This window comes from Bacillus haimaensis, assembly GCF_048270625.1.
Taxonomy (GTDB): domain Bacteria; phylum Bacillota; class Bacilli; order Bacillales; family Bacillaceae_I; genus Sutcliffiella_A; species Sutcliffiella_A haimaensis.
Map to the genome: position 1 here is coordinate 3694801 of NZ_CP158164.1, position 17724 is coordinate 3712524.

Below are 17724 nucleotides of genomic sequence, written 5' to 3' on the forward strand. Positions count from 1 at the left end.
GCAAGCGCATATTTTTTTGAGAGAATGCTCTCTCAAAACTAAACAAAACAAACAGCGTCATATTCCTTAGAAAGGAGGTGATCCAGCCGCACCTTCCGATACGGCTACCTTGTTACGACTTCACCCCAATCATCTGTCCCACCTTAGGCGGCTGGCTCCAAAAGGTTACCCCACCGACTTCGGGTGTTACAAACTCTCGTGGTGTGACGGGCGGTGTGTACAAGGCCCGGGAACGTATTCACCGCGGCATGCTGATCCGCGATTACTAGCGATTCCGGCTTCATGCAGGCGAGTTGCAGCCTGCAATCCGAACTGAGAACGGTTTTATGGGATTGGCTCGACCTCGCGGTTTTGCTGCCCTTTGTACCGTCCATTGTAGCACGTGTGTAGCCCAGGTCATAAGGGGCATGATGATTTGACGTCATCCCCACCTTCCTCCGGTTTGTCACCGGCAGTCACCTTAGAGTGCCCAACCTAATGCTGGCAACTAAGATCAAGGGTTGCGCTCGTTGCGGGACTTAACCCAACATCTCACGACACGAGCTGACGACAACCATGCACCACCTGTCACTCTGTCCCCCGAAGGGGAAAGCCCTATCTCTAGGGTTGTCAGAGGATGTCAAGACCTGGTAAGGTTCTTCGCGTTGCTTCGAATTAAACCACATGCTCCACCGCTTGTGCGGGCCCCCGTCAATTCCTTTGAGTTTCAGTCTTGCGACCGTACTCCCCAGGCGGAGTGCTTAATGCGTTAGCTGCAGCACTAAAGGGCGGAAACCCTCTAACACTTAGCACTCATCGTTTACGGCGTGGACTACCAGGGTATCTAATCCTGTTTGCTCCCCACGCTTTCGCGCCTCAGTGTCAGTTACAGACCAGAAAGTCGCCTTCGCCACTGGTGTTCCTCCAAATCTCTACGCATTTCACCGCTACACTTGGAATTCCACTTTCCTCTTCTGCACTCAAGTTCCCCAGTTTCCAATGACCCTCCACGGTTGAGCCGTGGGCTTTCACATCAGACTTAAGAAACCACCTGCGCGCGCTTTACGCCCAATAATTCCGGATAACGCTTGCCACCTACGTATTACCGCGGCTGCTGGCACGTAGTTAGCCGTGGCTTTCTGGTTAGGTACCGTCAAGGTGCGAGCAGTTACTCTCGCACTTGTTCTTCCCTAACAACAGAGCTTTACGACCCGAAGGCCTTCATCACTCACGCGGCGTTGCTCCATCAGACTTTCGTCCATTGTGGAAGATTCCCTACTGCTGCCTCCCGTAGGAGTCTGGGCCGTGTCTCAGTCCCAGTGTGGCCGATCACCCTCTCAGGTCGGCTACGCATCGTCGCCTTGGTGAGCCGTTACCTCACCAACTAGCTAATGCGCCGCGGGCCCATCCTTAAGTGATAGCCGAAACCATCTTTCAATAAGGAACCAGGAGGTTCCTTATATTATCCGGTATTAGCTCCGGTTTCCCGAAGTTATCCCAGTCTCAAGGGCAGGTTGCCCACGTGTTACTCACCCGTCCGCCGCTGACTTACAAAAGCAAGCTTTTGTAAGTCCGCTCGACTTGCATGTATTAGGCACGCCGCCAGCGTTCATCCTGAGCCAGGATCAAACTCTCCAATAAAGAGTTTGAGCTTATGCTCAAATGTTGACTAGCTTATGTTTCTTTTTCGTTCTTTGTTAATCTCTATAAGATTAACGTGGACGCTGTTGTTTTGTTTAGTTTTCAAAGATCATTAAATCATTTTGGAGCGGGTGATGGGAATCGAACCCACGACATCAGCTTGGAAGGCTGAGGTTTTACCATTAAACTACACCCGCTAAAAACAAAATCGGGAAGACAGGATTCGAACCTGCGACCCCTTGGTCCCAAACCAAGTGCTCTACCAAGCTGAGCTACTCCCCGTTTAATTTATATGTTGGCGCGCCCGAGAGGACTCGAACCCCTAACCTTTTGATCCGTAGTCAAACGCTCTATCCAATTGAGCTACGGGCGCTAAATTTAGTTGTAATTTTCGTTAGCCGCTCAATGGCGACTTAACTATCATACCAAGTGCAGCATTCAATGTCAACACTTTTTTCGAAAAGTTATTTCGATGCGGCCGAGAAGAGTCGAACTTCCACGGGGTTGCCCCCACTAGGCCCTCAACCTAGCGCGTCTGCCATTCCGCCACGACCGCATATATAAGGCTGAAAAAATATGGTGCGGGTGAAGGGACTCGAACCCCCACGTCAATGACACTAGATCCTAAGTCTAGCGCGTCTGCCAATTCCGCCACACCCGCAAGGTGTTAGTACAAAAAATAAAGATGGCTGGGCTAGCTGGATTCGAACCAACGCATGTCGCAGTCAAAGTGCGATGCCTTACCGCTTGGCTATAGCCCATCGAATAGATGTTTATTTAAAAAGGAATAAGTTCCTCTGGTGGAGGATGACGGGATCGAACCGCCGACCCCCTGCTTGTAAGGCAGGTGCTCTCCCAGCTGAGCTAATCCTCCAGGATAGAAATGGGAAGCAAAACATGCAGTTTTGCATCCCACTTAGTAGTGACCCGTACGGGATTCGAACCCGTGTTACCGCCGTGAAAGGGCGGTGTCTTAACCGCTTGACCAACGGGCCTGAAATATTATGGCGGAGAAGGAGGGATTTGAACCCTCGCGCCGCTTACACGACCTACACCCTTAGCAGGGGCGCCTCTTCAGCCACTTGAGTACTTCCCCGAATATGGCTCCACCAGTAGGATTCGAACCTACGACCCTTCGGTTAACAGCCGAATGCTCTACCGCTGAGCTATGGTGGAACGGTACATGAAATAGTTTTACGAACGTTGCACCCTACGGTACAAAAACCATTAACAAATCGCTATTCTTTCAAATAGGCGACTTCCTTTATTTTAATAAGCTTGTCTTAAAATGTCAAGCCTTTTTAAAACAGAAAAAGATATATGATTATAACATTTTGTACGCTTCGTAAAATAGCGACTTTAATAAAATAGCACAGGTTAATCCTTTCTGTCAATACGGTCTGTGACTTCTTTTAACCTTCCTCTGCATTTCCCGCAACGGTACTTCACTATATTAACTCTTCTTACCCGTTTATATACTTGCTGGCATTGTACACATTCATAATAGCGATAGTTTTTCGGTTTATTGGATGGGGCTTCTATCGGTGTACAGAAGCGAGGCGCCCCTACCTTTTTCAGGAGAATCCTGAAGTCCTGGTCTCGGTGCTTATACCCCATCCCTCTTTGATGAAGGTGATAGTGGCAAAGTTCATGCTTGATGATACCGATCAACTCATCCATTCCTAGGGCATCGTAGTATCGTTTATTTATTTCGATATCGCCTGAAGATGTCAGGTACCTTCCCCGGTCGTCTTAAGACGCGGGTTGAAAGAAGCTCTATGGATAAATGGGAGGTTGAAGTATTTTAAGGAGGTTTCTTCAATCAGGGTTTGCAGATGTTTGTCATCCATGTGTATCTTCCTTTCCTTTGAACCAACACAAGTATACTGCATAAACTACTTATACATAAAGGAAAAGTATTTAAATTTAAGGAGGTAAGCCTTATGCCCTCTTGGTTTAAAAAACAGATGCAACGCGCCTACTTGGAAAAAGACAGATATCAGATTAAGATGCTGAATCAATGTTGGTTTTTTTATCATAAAAAGAACGGATAGAAAAAGAAATGCCGCTCCTGGGATAAGGGGCGGCATTTCTTTTTCATTATTTAGACCTCCTGCTTTTCAGGGGCAAGCATGGTGAGGGAGACTCTTCCCTTGTTCACCTCAACACCGTCCACCCAGACTGTTACGATATCTCCTACTGAGACGACATCGAGCGGATGCTTAACAAAGCGGTTGCTGAGTTTTGAGATGTGGACAAGTCCATCCTGTTTGACTCCGATATCAACGAAAGCGCCGAAGTCCACGACGTTACGGACGGTTCCTTCGAGTTCCATCCCTTTTTTCAGATCTTCAAGCTGCAGGACATCCTTCTTCAATAGAGGTGTCGGCATATTATCTCGCGGATCACGCTCCGGGCGGATCAGGGACTCTATAATGTCCTGTAGCGTAATGTCACCGATGCTCAAGTCTGCTGATAACATTTGGACATCAACATTCTTCAAAGCTAGCTGCAGCTTCTCGGTCCCGATTTCCTTTTCAGAAACTCCTAATTGCTTTAAGAGCTTTTTTACATCCGGATAGGTTTCGGGGTGGATATCTGTTCTATCTAACGGCTGCTTACCGTCGATGATACGCAGGAAGCCGATACACTGTTCATAGGTTTTGGCTCCAAGTCTTGGAATCCCTTTCAATTCTGAACGACTGCTGAACTTCCCTTGCTCATCCCTCTTTTTGATAATGTTGTTGGCCACCGTTTTCGATAATCCTGCCACATACTGCAAAAGGGAGGATGATGCGGTGTTAACATTTACGCCTACTTGGTTTACTACTGTTTCGACCACGAAGTTTAGGGATTCAGCCAATCGTTTTTGGGCAACGTCATGCTGGTACTGCCCGACACCCACTGATTTCGGATCGATTTTCACCAGTTCCGCTAATGGGTCCTGTAGACGGCGGGCAATGGAAACAGCACTTCTTTCTTCTACTTGAAGGTCAGGGAACTCCTCCCGTGCAAGATCAGAGGCAGAGTAGACGCTTGCACCGGCCTCATTTACGATCAGGTAGGATATGCTTTTTCCTGATTGCTGGATAACTTCTGCAATCAATTGTTCCGTTTCCCTTGAAGCGGTCCCGTTCCCTATCGCAACCACCTCGATGTTATAGGTCTGCAGGACATCCAATAGTTTCTGAATTGCCTCTTTCCGTTTATTGACTGGGGCATGAGGATAGATAACTCCAATAGTAAGAACCTTTCCAGTTTCATCCACTGCGGCAAGTTTACACCCGGTACGATAGGCGGGATCTACACCAAGCACAACTCTGCCCTTCAAAGGTGGCTGGAGCAAAAGATTCCGCAGGTTTTCTGAGAAGATATGTATTGCCTGCTCTTCCGCCTTTTCGGTCAGTTCTTTTCTCAGTTCCCGTTCTATGGCAGGTTCGATCAAGCGCTTATAGCTGTCCTCGACTGCCTCTTTTATTAATGATGCGACGAGAGAATGTTCTCTTTTAATCACCTGTTTGTTTAAATAAGAAAGAACTCTTTCTGCAGGCGCCTTAACGGAGACGCGTAGGACATCCTCTTTTTCCCCACGGTTTACAGCAAGTACTCTGTGTGGCAGTACTTTATTAATCGGTTCTTCATATTCGTAATACATCGCAAAGACTTGTTTTTCATCTTTCTCTTCAGACTTGACTACCGACACGATTCGGCCCTGCCTAAAGGTCAGGTCACGGATGTATTGGCGATAAACCGCTTCATCCGAGACCATTTCCGCAATGATATCCTTTGCACCTTCCAACACTTCCTCCACAGTGGATACTTCTTTTTCCCCAGACAGGAACTCCTGTGCCTTTTCCTCGAGTGATGGTGCAGAGGGAAAGCTCATTAGCCATAATGCATATGGTTCCAAGCCCTTTTCCTTTGCAATGGTCGCTTTTGTACGGCGCTTTTGTTTGTATGGTCGATAAAGGTCTTCCACCTGTTGAAGCTTCGAGGCTTTCATTAAACTGCTGCGAAGTTCTTCTGTCAGTTTGCCTTGTTCGTCGATCAGTCGGATAACCTCTTCTTTTCTATTTTCAAGATTCTGTATGTATTGCCACTTTTCCATGACTGCCCGTATTTGGACTTCATCAAGTGAGCCGGTTTGCTCTTTTCGATATCTGGCGATAAAAGGAACCGTATTCCCTTCTTCTAATAGTGAGATCACTTTTTTCGCTTGTGATTTAGTAACCTCAACGTCTTTTGCAAGTTGATTGAGTAGCTGTTCGTTTTTTTGATTCCATTCCACTATTTTTGCCTCCCTACGTTAAATCCCACTTCCATTTTATCAAAGTTTCAAGAGGATGTTCAAAAAGTCCGGTAAAAATAGCTTCGAATTTCTTCGTCAGCTTGCCTCTCCGCTCCTCACGTATCCCAAATATACGCTGCGGTGCTCGAGACTTCGCTTCCTCGAACTTCTTTGCTCTTTTTATCCTCCTTTTTGAACATGCACTTCAAGGGAAAAAGAAAAGACTAACAACATTTGTCGTTAGTCAAAAGCATAAACATTATTGAATTTCACCTGATATGATGGTTACATCGTCCATGCCATCCGTTGTATAGACTGCTGCAATTTCCAGCAGGGAAGTGGCAGATGGAATATCCTTGATGTATTTGCGTACAGATGGAATATTCAAACCATCCGAGTATACAAAGAACTTCATTTTTGACGAAAAAGGAAATCGATGAGTTTTCACATTTTGAGGTTTTCCAGATAAGTAGCCTTTGACCGGAAGAGGATAAATAAGCTTTTCTGACGGAGGGTAAAGGAAAAAACGGATATTACCAACGCAGCTGTAAACAACCTCTTGTTTGTTGTAGTTTACTTTAAAGACAGATACTGCAGCTCCACGCTTATTTTTCATAGCTTCGTTACAAGCTTTCATTATCTCTGTAACGTCTTCTTTTTCATGGGCTTTGGCAGCGGAGATTACCGCTTGCGAAGCATCATGTGCAAATTCCCCACTACCTAAGCCATCAGCTACGACACATATAAAGTAATCATCTGTAGCGTTCACATAGTAGCTATCACCACAAAAGTACATTCCGTTTTTGGGATTCTGATAGGCATTCACGTTCACTTTTTCATGTTGGAACTGTTCAATCATGAAAAGATCTCCGTACTAGTGTTATCCGCTAAAAATGCTTGTTTCAATTTTGTTAAGGCTTTTCTTTGCAGTCTTGATACATGCATCTGTGAAATACCCAGCTTCTCACCGGTTTCCTTCTGGCTCATATTATGAAAGAAGGTGCACTCAATGATCTGCTTTTCTCTTTCGGAGAGTACATGGAATATTTTTTGCAGAAGCATCTGTTGATCCACCTGTTCAAAACCACTGTCTTTGTTACCGACAATATCAAGGATCGTGACGGTGCTTCCATCAGAATCAGCTTCTATTGCGTTATCGACGGAAAGTGCTTGATAATTCTGGCTCATCTCCATCGCTTCCAATACTTCTTCCTCTGTAACCTCTAGATAATCGGCAATTTCATACACTTTCGGAGAACGCTGAAGCTCATTTGTCAGCTCTTCTACTGCCGATTTTATTTTCGGGCCAATCTCTTTGATTCTGCGAGGAACATGGACACTCCACGTTTTATCTCTTAGGAATCGTTTGATTTCACCGATAATAGTTGGAACAGCGAATGCCTCAAAGCTTCTTCCAAAGCTTGGGTCAAAACGCTTCATGGCACCCAGCAATCCAATCATCCCCACTTGGGAAAGATCTTCATGAAAGGATTTGCCTCTCGAATACTTACGAGCGATGGATTCAACAAGTGCAGTATAATGCTCGACTAATTGCAACTGCGATACTTCACAGTTTTCCTGTTGGTACCGCTCCAATAGCATATTAACATCCAATTTATTGGACGGAGATTGTTTCTGCATCCCTTTCCACCTGCTCTCCTTGTACATACTTTGTCATGAAGACTGTAACGCCCTGATTACTGTGTACTTTCACATCATCCATCAGCGTTTGGATTAAGAATAATCCTAACCCTCCTTCAGGCAAAGTTTCTACGGGTTGTGATTCGGAATAAGGTCCAAGCTCCTCTCTGACTTTTTCGAAGTCAAAGCTTTTCCCGTTATCCGCTACCACAAGTTCCAGACGGTCCTTGTAGATTCCAAAACCTAATCTGATATTCCCTTCTTCATCCTGCTTATAGGCATGCTCCACAGCGTTGGTACACGCTTCACTGAGAGCGATCTTGATATCTTCGATTTCATCGTAGGAAAATCCCATACGATTAGCTATTCCAGATAAAGTAAGACGGATAACTCCTACATATTCAGCCTTAGCCGGAAAAGCCATTTCTATATAATCATAAGCCCGGTTCATTGTTCCCCCACCTTTAGTGAACTTATTTAATTTCCATTATTCCTGCTAAACCAGTAATATCAAACAGCCTTTTAAGACGATCGGAAAGTCCGATCAGACGGAAGATCCCATTGTTTGCTTTTACTGTTTTAAAAAATCCGACAAACATTCCTAAACCTGTACTGTCCATATAATTAACATTCGATAAGTCAAAAACGATTTCTCCACTGAAGCCCTCCAGCATCGGGGCAACCTTTTCCTTCACCTTTGGAGCAGTGTAGGCATCGATTTCTCCTTCTAATACAACGATCGTTTGGTTTAATTCTTCTTTTATTTGAATTTCCATATTCATTTACATCGTCACCTCAAACATGAATTAGAATTCCATTTTTGGTCATCTCAATACTAAATACCCGCTTTACAAACTTCTAAACATTTCTTTTTAATATTATTAAAGTAAAGTCATCCCTCAGTTGGAAATCCTGTATCTTTTCCAAGTCCCGGTAAACCAGCTCCACGATCGCTTGAGGAGGCAGATGTATATAGGACCTGATCAGATCTATGATTTTATCAACCTCGATAAAGCCTTCTTCCGTACGGCATTCCGTTACACCATCGCTGAAGAGGATGACCAAATCATTTATCCCTATCTGCTTTTCGTATTGTTCGTAGGTGGCATGGCGATCTATTCCGAGCACCAACCCCCTGGCATCAAGCTCAAAAAAACTGTCTGCAGCAGAGTCATAGTATAACGGTGGTTCATGACCGGCGGACGCAAAAGAAAATAGATGCTTTGTCAGGTCATACATGCCATAGAACATCGTGATGAACATACTGGCATCCACATTCTGCTCTACTACTCTATTTAAATTGCCAAGCACAAAGCTTGGGGCAACCCTCGTATCAGGCAAGCTGTCCATCGCATATTTGATCATCGACATACACATGGCAGCAGGAATGCCCTTTCCGATTACATCGGCTATCGCTACACTGAACGAGTCATTTTCATTATGCACAAAGTGGTAATAGTCTCCACTCATCATTTTAGCGGGTACACTGATCGCTCCAATTTCGACAGCATCCGTCTGCGGGATCTTTGTTTCCAGCAATGTCTGTTGAACATTGACAGCTATCTCGATTTCCGTCTGTATCTCCTGTTGCCGATGACGAAGGCTCTGGTGCTCACGGTACGCTATCCCGTATCCGATCATCACTTCTAGCAGCACATCGAGTGAATGCAGAATATCGTCCGGTATATCCGGGGACAGATCTTGCAGCATCGCCTTATGCACACTGATTATCTCTTCAGGGGAGACCTTTTCCGCCAAAAGCTTGCGGCTGAACTCCTGCCCCTTGTATAAAGCTTCCTCTGATTGCCTGTTTAGATAGGCTGATAATATTTCTTTATATTGTGATTCTATCTCCTCAAAATTCACGGGTTATCCCCCCTTAACGAACCCACTTTACTGCATTGATTGTTGTTCCTTGACCGGATTCAGAGTCAATCGAAAACGAATCCATCAGACGCTTTACCCCTGGCAAACCCGCTCCAAGTCCCCCTGACGTCGAAAAACCGTCTTCCATCACTTGTCTTATATCGGCAATTCCGGGACCATCATCCGTCGCGATGACCCTAAGGCCTATCTTTCCGTATTCATTCATTTCTTCGATGCATATTTGACCTGTGCCTGCATACAAATAAATGTTCCGCGCCAATTCGGATATAGCTGTGGTGATTCTAGCTTGGTCCACAGTACCGAAGCCTAGATCCTTGGCAACATTCCTACCCATTTGTCTGGCAGCTACAATGTCCCACTCATTCCTTATTTTTACACAGGATTGGACAGTCATCTTTTACTCCCCCAATTCCTGTTGTAATTTCTCCAGACCTTTTTCTAAATCCAACGCTGTGAAAACTTCGTCAAGTTGAATTCCGAGTTCAACTAATGTAATGGCAACAGCCGGTTGAATTCCTGTTAAAACAACTTGCGCACCCATAAGTTTTGACATGCTGATTACATCACCAAGCACTTTCGCAATGAATGAGTCGATCATGTCGACAGAAGTCAGGTCGATCACTACTCCATTTGCGCCGGTTTCATGTATCCGATTTAGAAGATCTTCTTGAAATTGCAATGCCGTTTGATCATCTAATTCCCATTGGATAGAGATAAGAAGACAGTTATGAAGTTTCAATATTGGAATTCTCACTCTGGATCCCCCGCAGTCACTATTTTCCTATTAGTAATTTCTAATGCCGTTTCAATACCTTTTTTCAACGAGTTCTTCGTAATAATCTGATCTAAGTTGATTCCTAGATTCACGATGGTTTGCGCGATTTCCGGTCTGATTCCAACAAGAAGGCACTTCGCTCCAACGAGACGCACCGCTTCTGCAGCCTGGATGATATGATGTGCAACCATGGTATCAACTACAGGAACACCTGTGATATCGATCAATACAACTTCCGCTCGATGCTTTACGACACCCTGTAGCAGGTTTTCCATAATTTGTCTCGCGCGTTCCGTATCAATTGTTCCTACTAATGGCATGACCGAGATTTTATCGAATACCGGGATCAATGGCGCAGCCAACTCCTGAAGTGCAATCTTCTGCATGGAAACGGTATGCTCCCATGTTCCTGTATATGTTTTGACAATTTCGTTATAGACAGGACGCAGCCATTGATCGAAATCATACATGATAGAGATTTTACTCGAATCATCCGCTTCTTGCGTCATCCCCTCAAACACGATTTTACCGAACAGCGATAAGCCTTCCGTCACATAAACAAGCGGCCAGCCGAAACGTACAATCTTCTCCGCAAAATCCGTCAATTTAACAGAAAGGTTGTCCGTATTCTGACTGATATTGTTTAAGAGTAAATTGATATACTCACGGCTTGTACTGAGGTAGACCTTTTCCGAAATGGCTTTCAGTTCCTTCTTGTCCCCAATTTCATCCATACCTTCGATCCACTGGTTAAAAATTGATTCTCGGTTCTTTTCGATATAACTGATTATCTCTCGATTCATTATCCCGGCTCCTTTTTATGGTGAATAATATATAAATTCGACAATAATATAAAAATTCTGCTACCTACACTATAAATTTTTCTTATTTTACCTGTCAAATATCTTCAATGGGAGACTATCCATAATTGTGGTTTATTTACCTAAATTTAGTGGTATCAAATAGGGACGGGAAATAGGATTTTTCCTGGGCACAAATTAAAAAAGCTACTCACTCGCTTTGGTGAATAGCTTTCATAATAGGAACGTATACAAAATATTTAGAAGTCAATAAGTCCTAAACTTATTTGTAGCGCCTCGTCTACTTTGTCCATCATTTCCTCATCTAGATGAGTAATTTTGTCAGTCAGTCTTTGTTTATCAATGGTTCTAATCTGTTCGAGCAAGATAACCGAGTCACGTTCAAAACCATAACGCTTTGCATCGATCTCTACATGTGTAGGAAGTTTGGCTTTCTGAATTTGAGCAGTAATTGCAGCTACAATAACGGTCGGGCTAAAGCGATTACCTATATCATTTTGGATGACAAGTACTGGTCGAACGCCTCCTTGCTCAGACCCGACTACCGGGGATAAATCAGCAAAATAAACGTCACCGCGTTTGACAATCAAATGATTACCCCCCGCTAACTAAGCGTTCAACCGTATGCTCCGCCTCATATTCTGCAAGAAAAGCTTCAGATGCAATGTTTAAATTAATCTTAGACATTTCCATGTAGCCACGTCTCATGGACTCGCGAATTTGACGCTTTTTACGCTCGCGAAGGTACATCTTTGTCGCTTGATAAATTAATTCGTTTCGATTGCCGTTTTCTTGTTTTACCAAACCATCTAGCTCCGATACTAAGTTTTGAGGTAATCGAATTAAGATTTCAGTTGTTGCGCTGGATTCAGACACAGCATACACCTCCAAGAAACTACAGACACATATAATTAATACTATTCCATATTCCATAATACCATTAATGCCGGAAATTGCAAAGTCAATTTCCTGAATTCCTACCTATTATCGCATCAAAAAGCCTTTTTTATACAAATGCTACGCTTTTATCCCATTATTGGTTTGTCTTGCAAATAATTTCTCACTTCCATTATACTCTTATTTCTCAGAAACATGCGCGGCACCCGATAGCTGACCATGCAAGGAATCTCATAGTTGATGGTATCGAGCTTCTCTGCCACATCGTCAGAGCTTATTCTCAACCTTTCTTGATTTCCAATTAATGTAACAACCGTTCCTACCGGCAGTTGATATGGAAGCTTTATCATAAATTGATCCATGCAGATCCTTCCAACAATCGGAGCATACTGGCCATCCACCAGTACATTCATTCCCTGCAGCTTTCTGGTCCATCCATCGGCATACCCGAGGGGCACCGTTCCGATCCATTCCTCTTCCTTTGTAGTGTAGGTCGCCCCGTAGCTTACACTTTCACCCAAAGACAGCTTTTTCACATGCACCAATTTTGTATGAAGGGAAAATGCTTCTTTTAAAGGAAATGGCAAGGTCGGCACCATTTCAGGGGACGGAGTGAGTCCGTACATCGCAATCCCCACCCGTACTGCATTAAAAATTCGTTTGGGAAATCTTAGAGTAGCCGCACTGTTGCCGCAGTGAATAAAGGGAACCGATTGCAATTCCTCGACTTCGTGAATCATTTCGCCAAAACGCTCGAACTGCTTCTCCACATAGGTGGAATGGATCTCATCCGCAGTAGCAAAGTGGGTATAGACCCCCTCCAATTGAAAGTTATCCATGCTCTTGATCAGAGAGACAATCTCCACGACTTCCTCCTTGGATCTCGCTCCTATCCTGCCCATTCCAGTGTCCAGCTTTAAATGCAAGTTGATGCTAGCATCCCCAAGGCTGACCCTGCTCGCTTCTTCCAGCCATTCCTTCTGAAAAACAGTCAGTGTGATATCCTCCTTGGCAGCAAGCTCCAAATCGCTTACCCTTGATGCACCCAAAACGAGGATGGGAGCCTTCACCCCCTGCTGTCTGAGCGACATCGCTTCGTCGAGGAATGACACCGCCAAATACTTCGCCCCTGCCTCAAGTGCCACATTTGCCACCTGCACATCACCGTGACCGTAAGCATTGGCCTTCACAACAGCAATGACCGACACATCATCCGTCACATGCTCTTGAACCGCCTTTACATTCTCATAGATACAATCCAAATCAACCTCAACCCAAGTGTCCCGATGAAAGCTCGACATAACCCCCAGCACTTCCTTTACCAACAATTCTTATCCCCCAATAATACCACAAACTTAAAGAGCGTGGACAGGTCCCTTGTCCAGGGACAAGGGACCTGTCCACGCCGCACAAAAAAATACAGGCCCTTAAATAGGACCTGCTCGCTTTATACTCCAGTCTATTTAACAGCTGCACCCTGCACAGAGCGTGCAACCATCATCAATTCTTCCTGCGTTAGATCCTGGGATGCCAATGTGAAATCCATACCCTGATAGTTCCAGGTCAGGCTGTTTTCTGTCAGCGCACCTACCGTGAAGCCAAGGTCTACCGGCTCTCCGCTTACAAAGGCAGATGTACTGACTTCGGAATAGCGTGCTTTTTCCTGAACCAACGTAAACGTTTTGTCCCCGGTAAAGGTTGTGACCACACGTTTGCCGTCATCCGTAGTGATTTCCTTTTGTTCTTTGACTTCCGATCCGGCAGGAACATCCGTAGGCATCAACACATTGAATGGAGCATTTTCCTCATTTACCTGACCGGATGTCGGCAGTCCCACCTGAGCACCAGCCATGTTCTTTTTCACATCGAATGCATCTTCATCGAAGCTTGCGTCGAATTTGAAGTCGGAGAACTCGACAAGCACCAACGGCTTTTTATCCGGATCCATCACTTTCACGCTGACCGGAGTCATATCACTTTTATTTAATGTGATTTCCTGTGTAGGCAATAGCTTATTATTTTGGTAGTTTGTTTTCGTTACGAACACATAATGCTCTTCTGTTGCAGTGAACGTTGCCTCCGGGTCATTTTTGATATCATTCACAAGAGATTCAAAAAGGTATGCCTGGCTGCTGTTTTGCGGCCACTCACTATGAAAACGGAAGCTTTTATTAAGCGCAGGCGTCAATACGAAGACCCCTTCATCATTGCGAAGGATTATCTGGCTTTGATCCTTTTGGGCATTCTTCAGGTTTACACGGTAATAGCCAGGCTTTTTATGACCGATCTGCACTTCATACACCTGTGGCTCTGCGCCAGTTTGCAACGTCATTTTCGCATTGGATTCGTAGCTTTTCATCTCTTCTACTTTTTTACCCAATGCTGCCGTGACGTCTTCTTTCGATTTTGTGCCGCACCCGGCAAGAACAAGGATACTCACAATTCCCACCATTAACAAAAGCCATGCTTTTCTCAAATTTTTCATCCCCTTTGCCTTAATTACATGTTTACCTTAGAGAAAAAGTGAGATTGCAGAGATAACGGAGCTGCCATCTCTTACTTGTACACCTTGTCTCCTTTCTGAACTATGTATATGAGGCAAGCCTAGGGAATATGCAGACTAGCTTTCCAAGCTTTCAATAATTACTTGAGCAACTGCATATTGCTCGCTATGAGAAATGGATAAATGGACATTACTAGATAATGGTCTTGTAAAATAGGGTTTTCCCTTTTCCGTAGTGGCGATATTCATATCCTGAAAACTTAGATCTTTCCCGATCCCGGTACCATAAGCTTTCGAAAATGCTTCTTTCGCGGAGAATCTGCCTGCCAGAAATTCTACTTTTCTTTTATCGCCCAATGCTTGAAATTGCGTCTTTTCTTCATTAGTAAGGACTCTATCCACAAAGCCGGGCTGACGGTTCATCAATTTCCCTATCCGTTCGAGTTCCACAATATCGATACCCGTGCCAATAATCATACAATGACCTCCCTTTAACATATAGTTTGTAGTGTATGACAAGTTCCTTAAAAGACTTTTCCTATGGGGAATGGTACTCTAAATTTAGAAGGAGTGAAAAATATGTTTGTCCGGACTGAAAACTTTCGTACTTTCACAAAATTATATCCTATTATTACCACAATCATAGCCATACATCTAGTACTATGGCTGACCGTTCAGTTTTCCGACTATTTTCTTCACCTGACAGTAGGCTATAATCTATTGGTCTTTGAAGGAGAATATTGGAGGCTGATCACTCCCATTTTCCTGCACGAATCCATTACACATCTGCTTTTCAACTCCCTCTCCCTCGTTCTCTTTGGTCCAGGACTGGAAAGGATGCTTGGAAAAGGAAAATTCATCTCCATGTATCTGCTTGGAGGAATAGCCGCCAACGTGGCAACTCTCTTGCTGGCACCAGTCTACTATTCACATCTGGGGGCTTCAGGAGCAATATTCGCCCTATTCGGCATCTATTTCTATATGGTATTCTTCCGTCCCGACATGCTGAACACCGCGAATTCCCAAATCGTGCTGACCATACTAGCCATTTCACTGGTCATGACATTCTTCACGGGCAACGTAAATATCTATGCCCATATTTTCGGGTTCCTGGCTGGAACGATTCTGGCACCGATCTTTCTCGGCAAAGGAACATATACCCGCTCATTAAGGCAGATTTTTCCGAATATAGGGCACTACCCTTCCCGAGGAAGCAAGGGGCAATCGATTTTCTGGATTGTACTGATCGTGTTGGTCGCCTTGGGGGCATTGTCCAGATTCATGTAAAAAAAGCAAGGATACAGAGGGCGTTCCTCCTATCCTTGCTTTTTTTCATACGTATACCAATCAAAGATCTTCACGCTGTCCTCTTTCTCCACATCCACCACTCGAAAACTCTTGGAGGAGACGCTACTTTTGATGGAAGCATAGATTGTCTGCAAATGCTGCCTCTTTTGGAATTCCGACTCCTTCCACTCAAAGGCCTGGACCCGCTTTTTATGGACCAGCACGATATTCTTATTCACTAACCGATAGGACAACTGCAGCTGTGAACCTCTGATGTTCCATCCTCCTGCACTGTATTGGCCATAGCCCAACGCTCCAGCAAGCCCTACAAGAATGAATGCAAAAAGTCCATACGGTTGGAAAAAATATGCCACAACAGAGGATAAGAGTAATGCAGGAATGATCAGTCGTATCAGATAGCGGGGCAACGACCGTTTAGGCAGTGGCTGAATGCAGTTCTGCATGTTATATTCCGGAGTGAAATCCTGCAGCAGTCCACCAACTTCTTTTACATCTACCAAAGGAAACAGGATGGTCGAAAAATCCGATTCTTTTCCACCAGCTCCACCTGCACTTTCTACATAAACGGTTGCAAGCCCAAACGGCTGTCTCAACAGATTTTGAGAAATGCGAATTGCCTGGATCCTTCCAAGCGGGATGGTCAGCTGCCTCTTTTCGATGATGCCTCTTGAAATCAACAGCTCGTCCCCTAGTTTGATTACAGTGAAATTCCCGTATTTAATCATGGTCATCGCAATGGAAATCAACCACGACAATAAAAGAACGAAAAATGCAACCGAAGCGATAAAGTACACACTCGTCTGCAAAACCAGGTCAAAGCGGTCCACCACTTCTTCATACGGGATAAACTGATCGAGCTGGGAAATAAACGCAACCACTGCGGATAATACGACCCCGATTCCCCCGGAGGTGGTCCCGACCAAAAATAAGGATTTCCAAGCTATTGTGTACGTTGGCTTGGAAATCTCCGTCTCTTCCACCCGAAAAGCACCCAGATCTCCACCCATCACTTCCACTTGCCCATCCACCACGCTGATGGCCGGTCCTTTCTTGAGTAGCACATCACGGAGACGCTCAGCTTCTTCCTTCGTTACTGCCGAGAGTACCGCTTCCGCCTCCGTACCGCCACCTGCTGTCTCCACCTGTACTTTCACCAATCCGAAAATACGTTGAATGATCCCTTCCGAGGTATCAATCGTCTGAATCCTCTCCTGGGGGATAAAGCGGCGTTGTCGCACAAAGACGCCATTTTCAATACGCAGTTCCCCATCTTCGACCCAATAGTAGAAGCGATACCATTCCGCAACACTCCATCCTGAAGTCGCGGCAAACACCACCACCAGGCCTGCACCAGTCAGTAGAAGCCCTAGGGTTTCACCATCTTTCACGCCAATGAAAATAAGGAATAAAAAGGGCAACACAATGCTTTTCATCCGCTTGAATACGCTGACTGCAATTACCGCAAGGTGCATTCTTCTTTTTTCAGACATCATCTTCTGTCACCCGTGCAAGCCTCGAAATATAATCCCTTAACTGATCGGCCTGCTCCTCATCCAAAGCTGGTATCTCATGAATGGTCGCCGCTGTCGAAATCGTAACGGTCGACAAATGGTACCTACGTAAAATTGGACCTTGCTTAGTATCAACATGCTGGACACGCACCATCGGGACAAGGGTTCTTCTTTTAATGAAAATACCCCGTTGGATATCTATTTCATGCTCATGGACCTCATATCTCCATCGCTTCCACTGCAAGACAGGAAAAATAAAAATGGAAAACACCAGGATAAGAAGAAGCAGACCGATTACTATCGCCAAAACCCACCAGGGAGTTTCGAAAAACTGTTGAATAAACCAAAATGCTCCGAACATCCCTAAATAAAATACGGCATTGAGGACAGCTGAAATCCTCCAAACGGATAGCGCCTTCCTGTTGATCATCTGACTAGGTTCCGGCCTCATCACGCCCCCACCTTTCCTAACT

At 44.8% G+C, this 17724-nt stretch carries 18 protein-coding genes, 10 tRNA genes, 1 rRNA gene and 1 pseudogene; 2 read left to right on the plus strand and 28 right to left on the minus strand.

Annotated elements, in window-relative coordinates:
- Window positions 1–70: 70 nt before the first annotated feature.
- The 12 genes and pseudogenes from ABN702_RS18725 to ABN702_RS18780 form a co-directional block, all read right to left on the minus strand.
- Window positions 71–1620 (minus strand): 16S ribosomal RNA (locus ABN702_RS18725).
- A 123-nt stretch (window positions 1621–1743) separates the two neighbouring features.
- A tRNA-Gly gene (locus ABN702_RS18730) sits at window positions 1744–1817 on the minus strand.
- 11 nt (window positions 1818–1828) lie between these two features.
- Window positions 1829–1902, minus strand: a tRNA-Pro gene (locus ABN702_RS18735).
- A 14-nt stretch (window positions 1903–1916) separates the two neighbouring features.
- A tRNA-Arg gene (locus ABN702_RS18740) sits at window positions 1917–1993 on the minus strand.
- 100 nt (window positions 1994–2093) lie between these two features.
- Window positions 2094–2176: transfer RNA gene (locus ABN702_RS18745), tRNA-Leu, on the minus strand.
- 21 nt (window positions 2177–2197) lie between these two features.
- Window positions 2198–2281, minus strand: a tRNA-Leu gene (locus tag ABN702_RS18750).
- A 25-nt stretch (window positions 2282–2306) separates the two neighbouring features.
- A tRNA-Gln gene (locus ABN702_RS18755) sits at window positions 2307–2381 on the minus strand.
- Window positions 2382–2418: 37 nt separating this feature from the next.
- Window positions 2419–2494 (minus strand) — tRNA-Val (locus ABN702_RS18760).
- A gap of 49 nt (window positions 2495–2543) precedes the next feature.
- Window positions 2544–2615, minus strand: a tRNA-Glu gene (locus ABN702_RS18765).
- A 10-nt stretch (window positions 2616–2625) separates the two neighbouring features.
- Window positions 2626–2716: transfer RNA gene (locus ABN702_RS18770), tRNA-Ser, on the minus strand.
- Window positions 2717–2721: 5 nt separating this feature from the next.
- Window positions 2722–2796: transfer RNA gene (locus tag ABN702_RS18775), tRNA-Asn, on the minus strand.
- Between the two features lie 201 nt (window positions 2797–2997).
- A pseudogene (locus ABN702_RS18780) lies at window positions 2998–3470 on the minus strand (SprT family protein).
- Window positions 3471–3563: 93 nt separating this feature from the next.
- On the opposite strand from ABN702_RS18780, the gene cmpA reads away from it, so the two are divergent.
- Window positions 3564–3674 carry a cortex morphogenetic protein CmpA gene (cmpA, locus tag ABN702_RS18785; protein ID WP_204418464.1) on the plus strand — a complete coding sequence of 37 codons (111 nt, stop codon included), beginning with the start codon at window positions 3564–3566 and terminating at the stop codon, window positions 3672–3674.
- A 50-nt stretch (window positions 3675–3724) separates the two neighbouring features.
- On the opposite strand, the gene ABN702_RS18790 is transcribed toward cmpA, so the two are convergent.
- The 14 genes from ABN702_RS18790 to acpS form a co-directional block, all read right to left on the minus strand.
- A complete protein-coding gene (locus ABN702_RS18790; protein ID WP_417898241.1) occupies window positions 3725–5908 on the minus strand; it encodes a Tex family protein in 2184 nt (727 codons plus the stop codon).
- A gap of 259 nt (window positions 5909–6167) precedes the next feature.
- Window positions 6168–6767, minus strand: coding sequence for a PP2C family serine/threonine-protein phosphatase (locus ABN702_RS18795; protein ID WP_417898242.1), 600 nt, complete (start codon window positions 6765–6767; stop codon window positions 6168–6170).
- Entirely contained in the window at window positions 6764–7549 is a 786-nt protein-coding gene (gene sigB, locus ABN702_RS18800; protein WP_417898243.1) for an RNA polymerase sigma factor SigB, read from the minus strand. Before sigB ends, ABN702_RS18795 begins: the two co-directional genes overlap by 4 nt.
- Window positions 7524–8000 carry an anti-sigma B factor RsbW gene (gene rsbW / locus ABN702_RS18805; RefSeq protein WP_417898244.1) on the minus strand — a complete coding sequence of 159 codons (477 nt, stop codon included), beginning with the start codon at window positions 7998–8000 and terminating at the stop codon, window positions 7524–7526. The genes sigB and rsbW overlap by 26 nt, the downstream gene beginning before the upstream one ends.
- Window positions 8001–8022: 22 nt before the next feature.
- Complete coding sequence (locus ABN702_RS18810) at window positions 8023–8331, minus strand: STAS domain-containing protein (RefSeq protein ID WP_417898245.1); 309 nt, start codon at window positions 8329–8331, stop codon at window positions 8023–8025.
- A gap of 76 nt (window positions 8332–8407) precedes the next feature.
- A complete protein-coding gene (locus ABN702_RS18815; RefSeq protein WP_417898246.1) occupies window positions 8408–9415 on the minus strand; it encodes a PP2C family protein-serine/threonine phosphatase in 1008 nt (335 codons plus the stop codon).
- 13 nt (window positions 9416–9428) lie between these two features.
- On the minus strand, window positions 9429–9830 hold the full coding sequence (locus tag ABN702_RS18820) for an anti-sigma regulatory factor (protein WP_417898247.1): 402 nt from the start codon (window positions 9828–9830) through the stop codon (window positions 9429–9431).
- Window positions 9831–9833: 3 nt separating this feature from the next.
- Window positions 9834–10190 carry an STAS domain-containing protein gene (locus ABN702_RS18825; RefSeq protein ID WP_010195165.1) on the minus strand — a complete coding sequence of 119 codons (357 nt, stop codon included), beginning with the start codon at window positions 10188–10190 and terminating at the stop codon, window positions 9834–9836.
- The gene (locus tag ABN702_RS18830) at window positions 10187–11014 is read right to left on the minus strand and encodes an RsbT co-antagonist protein RsbRA (RefSeq protein ID WP_417898248.1); all 828 of its coding nucleotides are present in this window, start codon (window positions 11012–11014) and stop codon (window positions 10187–10189) included. The genes ABN702_RS18825 and ABN702_RS18830 overlap by 4 nt, the downstream gene beginning before the upstream one ends.
- Window positions 11015–11271: 257 nt before the next feature.
- On the minus strand, window positions 11272–11622 hold the full coding sequence (gene ndoA, locus ABN702_RS18835) for a type II toxin-antitoxin system endoribonuclease NdoA (RefSeq protein ID WP_010195163.1): 351 nt from the start codon (window positions 11620–11622) through the stop codon (window positions 11272–11274).
- 4 nt (window positions 11623–11626) lie between these two features.
- Window positions 11627–11908: a CopG family ribbon-helix-helix protein gene (locus ABN702_RS18840; protein WP_078382395.1), complete on the minus strand. Its 282-nt coding sequence runs from the start codon at window positions 11906–11908 to the stop codon at window positions 11627–11629.
- 149 nt (window positions 11909–12057) lie between these two features.
- Window positions 12058–13230 carry an alanine racemase gene (gene alr, locus ABN702_RS18845; protein WP_417900971.1) on the minus strand — a complete coding sequence of 391 codons (1173 nt, stop codon included), beginning with the start codon at window positions 13228–13230 and terminating at the stop codon, window positions 12058–12060.
- 158 nt (window positions 13231–13388) lie between these two features.
- On the minus strand, window positions 13389–14405 hold the full coding sequence (locus ABN702_RS18850; RefSeq protein ID WP_417898249.1) for a LolA family protein: 1017 nt from the start codon (window positions 14403–14405) through the stop codon (window positions 13389–13391).
- Window positions 14406–14549: 144 nt separating this feature from the next.
- Window positions 14550–14909, minus strand: coding sequence for a holo-ACP synthase (gene acpS, locus ABN702_RS18855; protein WP_417898250.1), 360 nt, complete (start codon window positions 14907–14909; stop codon window positions 14550–14552).
- 102 nt (window positions 14910–15011) lie between these two features.
- Here acpS and ABN702_RS18860 point away from each other — a divergent pair, with 102 nt between their 5' ends.
- The gene (locus ABN702_RS18860) at window positions 15012–15719 is read left to right on the plus strand and encodes a rhomboid family intramembrane serine protease (RefSeq protein ID WP_417898251.1); all 708 of its coding nucleotides are present in this window, start codon (window positions 15012–15014) and stop codon (window positions 15717–15719) included.
- Between the two features lie 29 nt (window positions 15720–15748).
- On the opposite strand, the gene ABN702_RS18865 is transcribed toward ABN702_RS18860, so the two are convergent.
- Window positions 15749–17233 (minus strand): PH domain-containing protein, encoded by a 1485-nt coding sequence (locus ABN702_RS18865; RefSeq protein ID WP_417898252.1) that lies wholly within the window; start codon window positions 17231–17233, stop codon window positions 15749–15751.
- The gene (locus tag ABN702_RS18870; protein WP_417898253.1) at window positions 17223–17702 is read right to left on the minus strand and encodes a PH domain-containing protein; all 480 of its coding nucleotides are present in this window, start codon (window positions 17700–17702) and stop codon (window positions 17223–17225) included. The genes ABN702_RS18865 and ABN702_RS18870 overlap by 11 nt, the downstream gene beginning before the upstream one ends.
- Window positions 17703–17724 lie beyond the last annotated feature (22 nt).

Excerpts from the sequence above, each read along its gene's own strand:
- sigB (WP_417898243.1), bottom strand. The coding sequence starts at position 7,549 with ATGCAGAAACAATCTCCGTCCAATAAATTGGATGTTAATATGCTATTG.
- alr (WP_417900971.1), bottom strand. The coding sequence starts at position 13,230 with ATGTCGAGCTTTCATCGGGACACTTGGGTTGAGGTTGATTTGGATTGT.
- ABN702_RS18795 (WP_417898242.1), bottom strand. The coding sequence starts at position 6,767 with ATGATTGAACAGTTCCAACATGAAAAAGTGAACGTGAATGCCTATCAG.
- rsbW (WP_417898244.1), bottom strand. The coding sequence starts at position 8,000 with ATGAACCGGGCTTATGATTATATAGAAATGGCTTTTCCGGCTAAGGCT.
- ABN702_RS18860 (WP_417898251.1), top strand. The coding sequence starts at position 15,012 with ATGTTTGTCCGGACTGAAAACTTTCGTACTTTCACAAAATTATATCCT.
- ABN702_RS18820 (WP_417898247.1), bottom strand. The coding sequence starts at position 9,830 with ATGACTGTCCAATCCTGTGTAAAAATAAGGAATGAGTGGGACATTGTA.
- ABN702_RS18870 (WP_417898253.1), bottom strand. The coding sequence starts at position 17,702 with ATGAGGCCGGAACCTAGTCAGATGATCAACAGGAAGGCGCTATCCGTT.
- ABN702_RS18830 (WP_417898248.1), bottom strand. The coding sequence starts at position 11,014 with ATGAATCGAGAGATAATCAGTTATATCGAAAAGAACCGAGAATCAATT.
- ABN702_RS18865 (WP_417898252.1), bottom strand. The coding sequence starts at position 17,233 with ATGATGTCTGAAAAAAGAAGAATGCACCTTGCGGTAATTGCAGTCAGC.
- acpS (WP_417898250.1), bottom strand. The coding sequence starts at position 14,909 with ATGATTATTGGCACGGGTATCGATATTGTGGAACTCGAACGGATAGGG.
- ABN702_RS18810 (WP_417898245.1), bottom strand. The coding sequence starts at position 8,331 with ATGAATATGGAAATTCAAATAAAAGAAGAATTAAACCAAACGATCGTT.
- cmpA (WP_204418464.1), top strand. The coding sequence starts at position 3,564 with ATGCCCTCTTGGTTTAAAAAACAGATGCAACGCGCCTACTTGGAAAAA.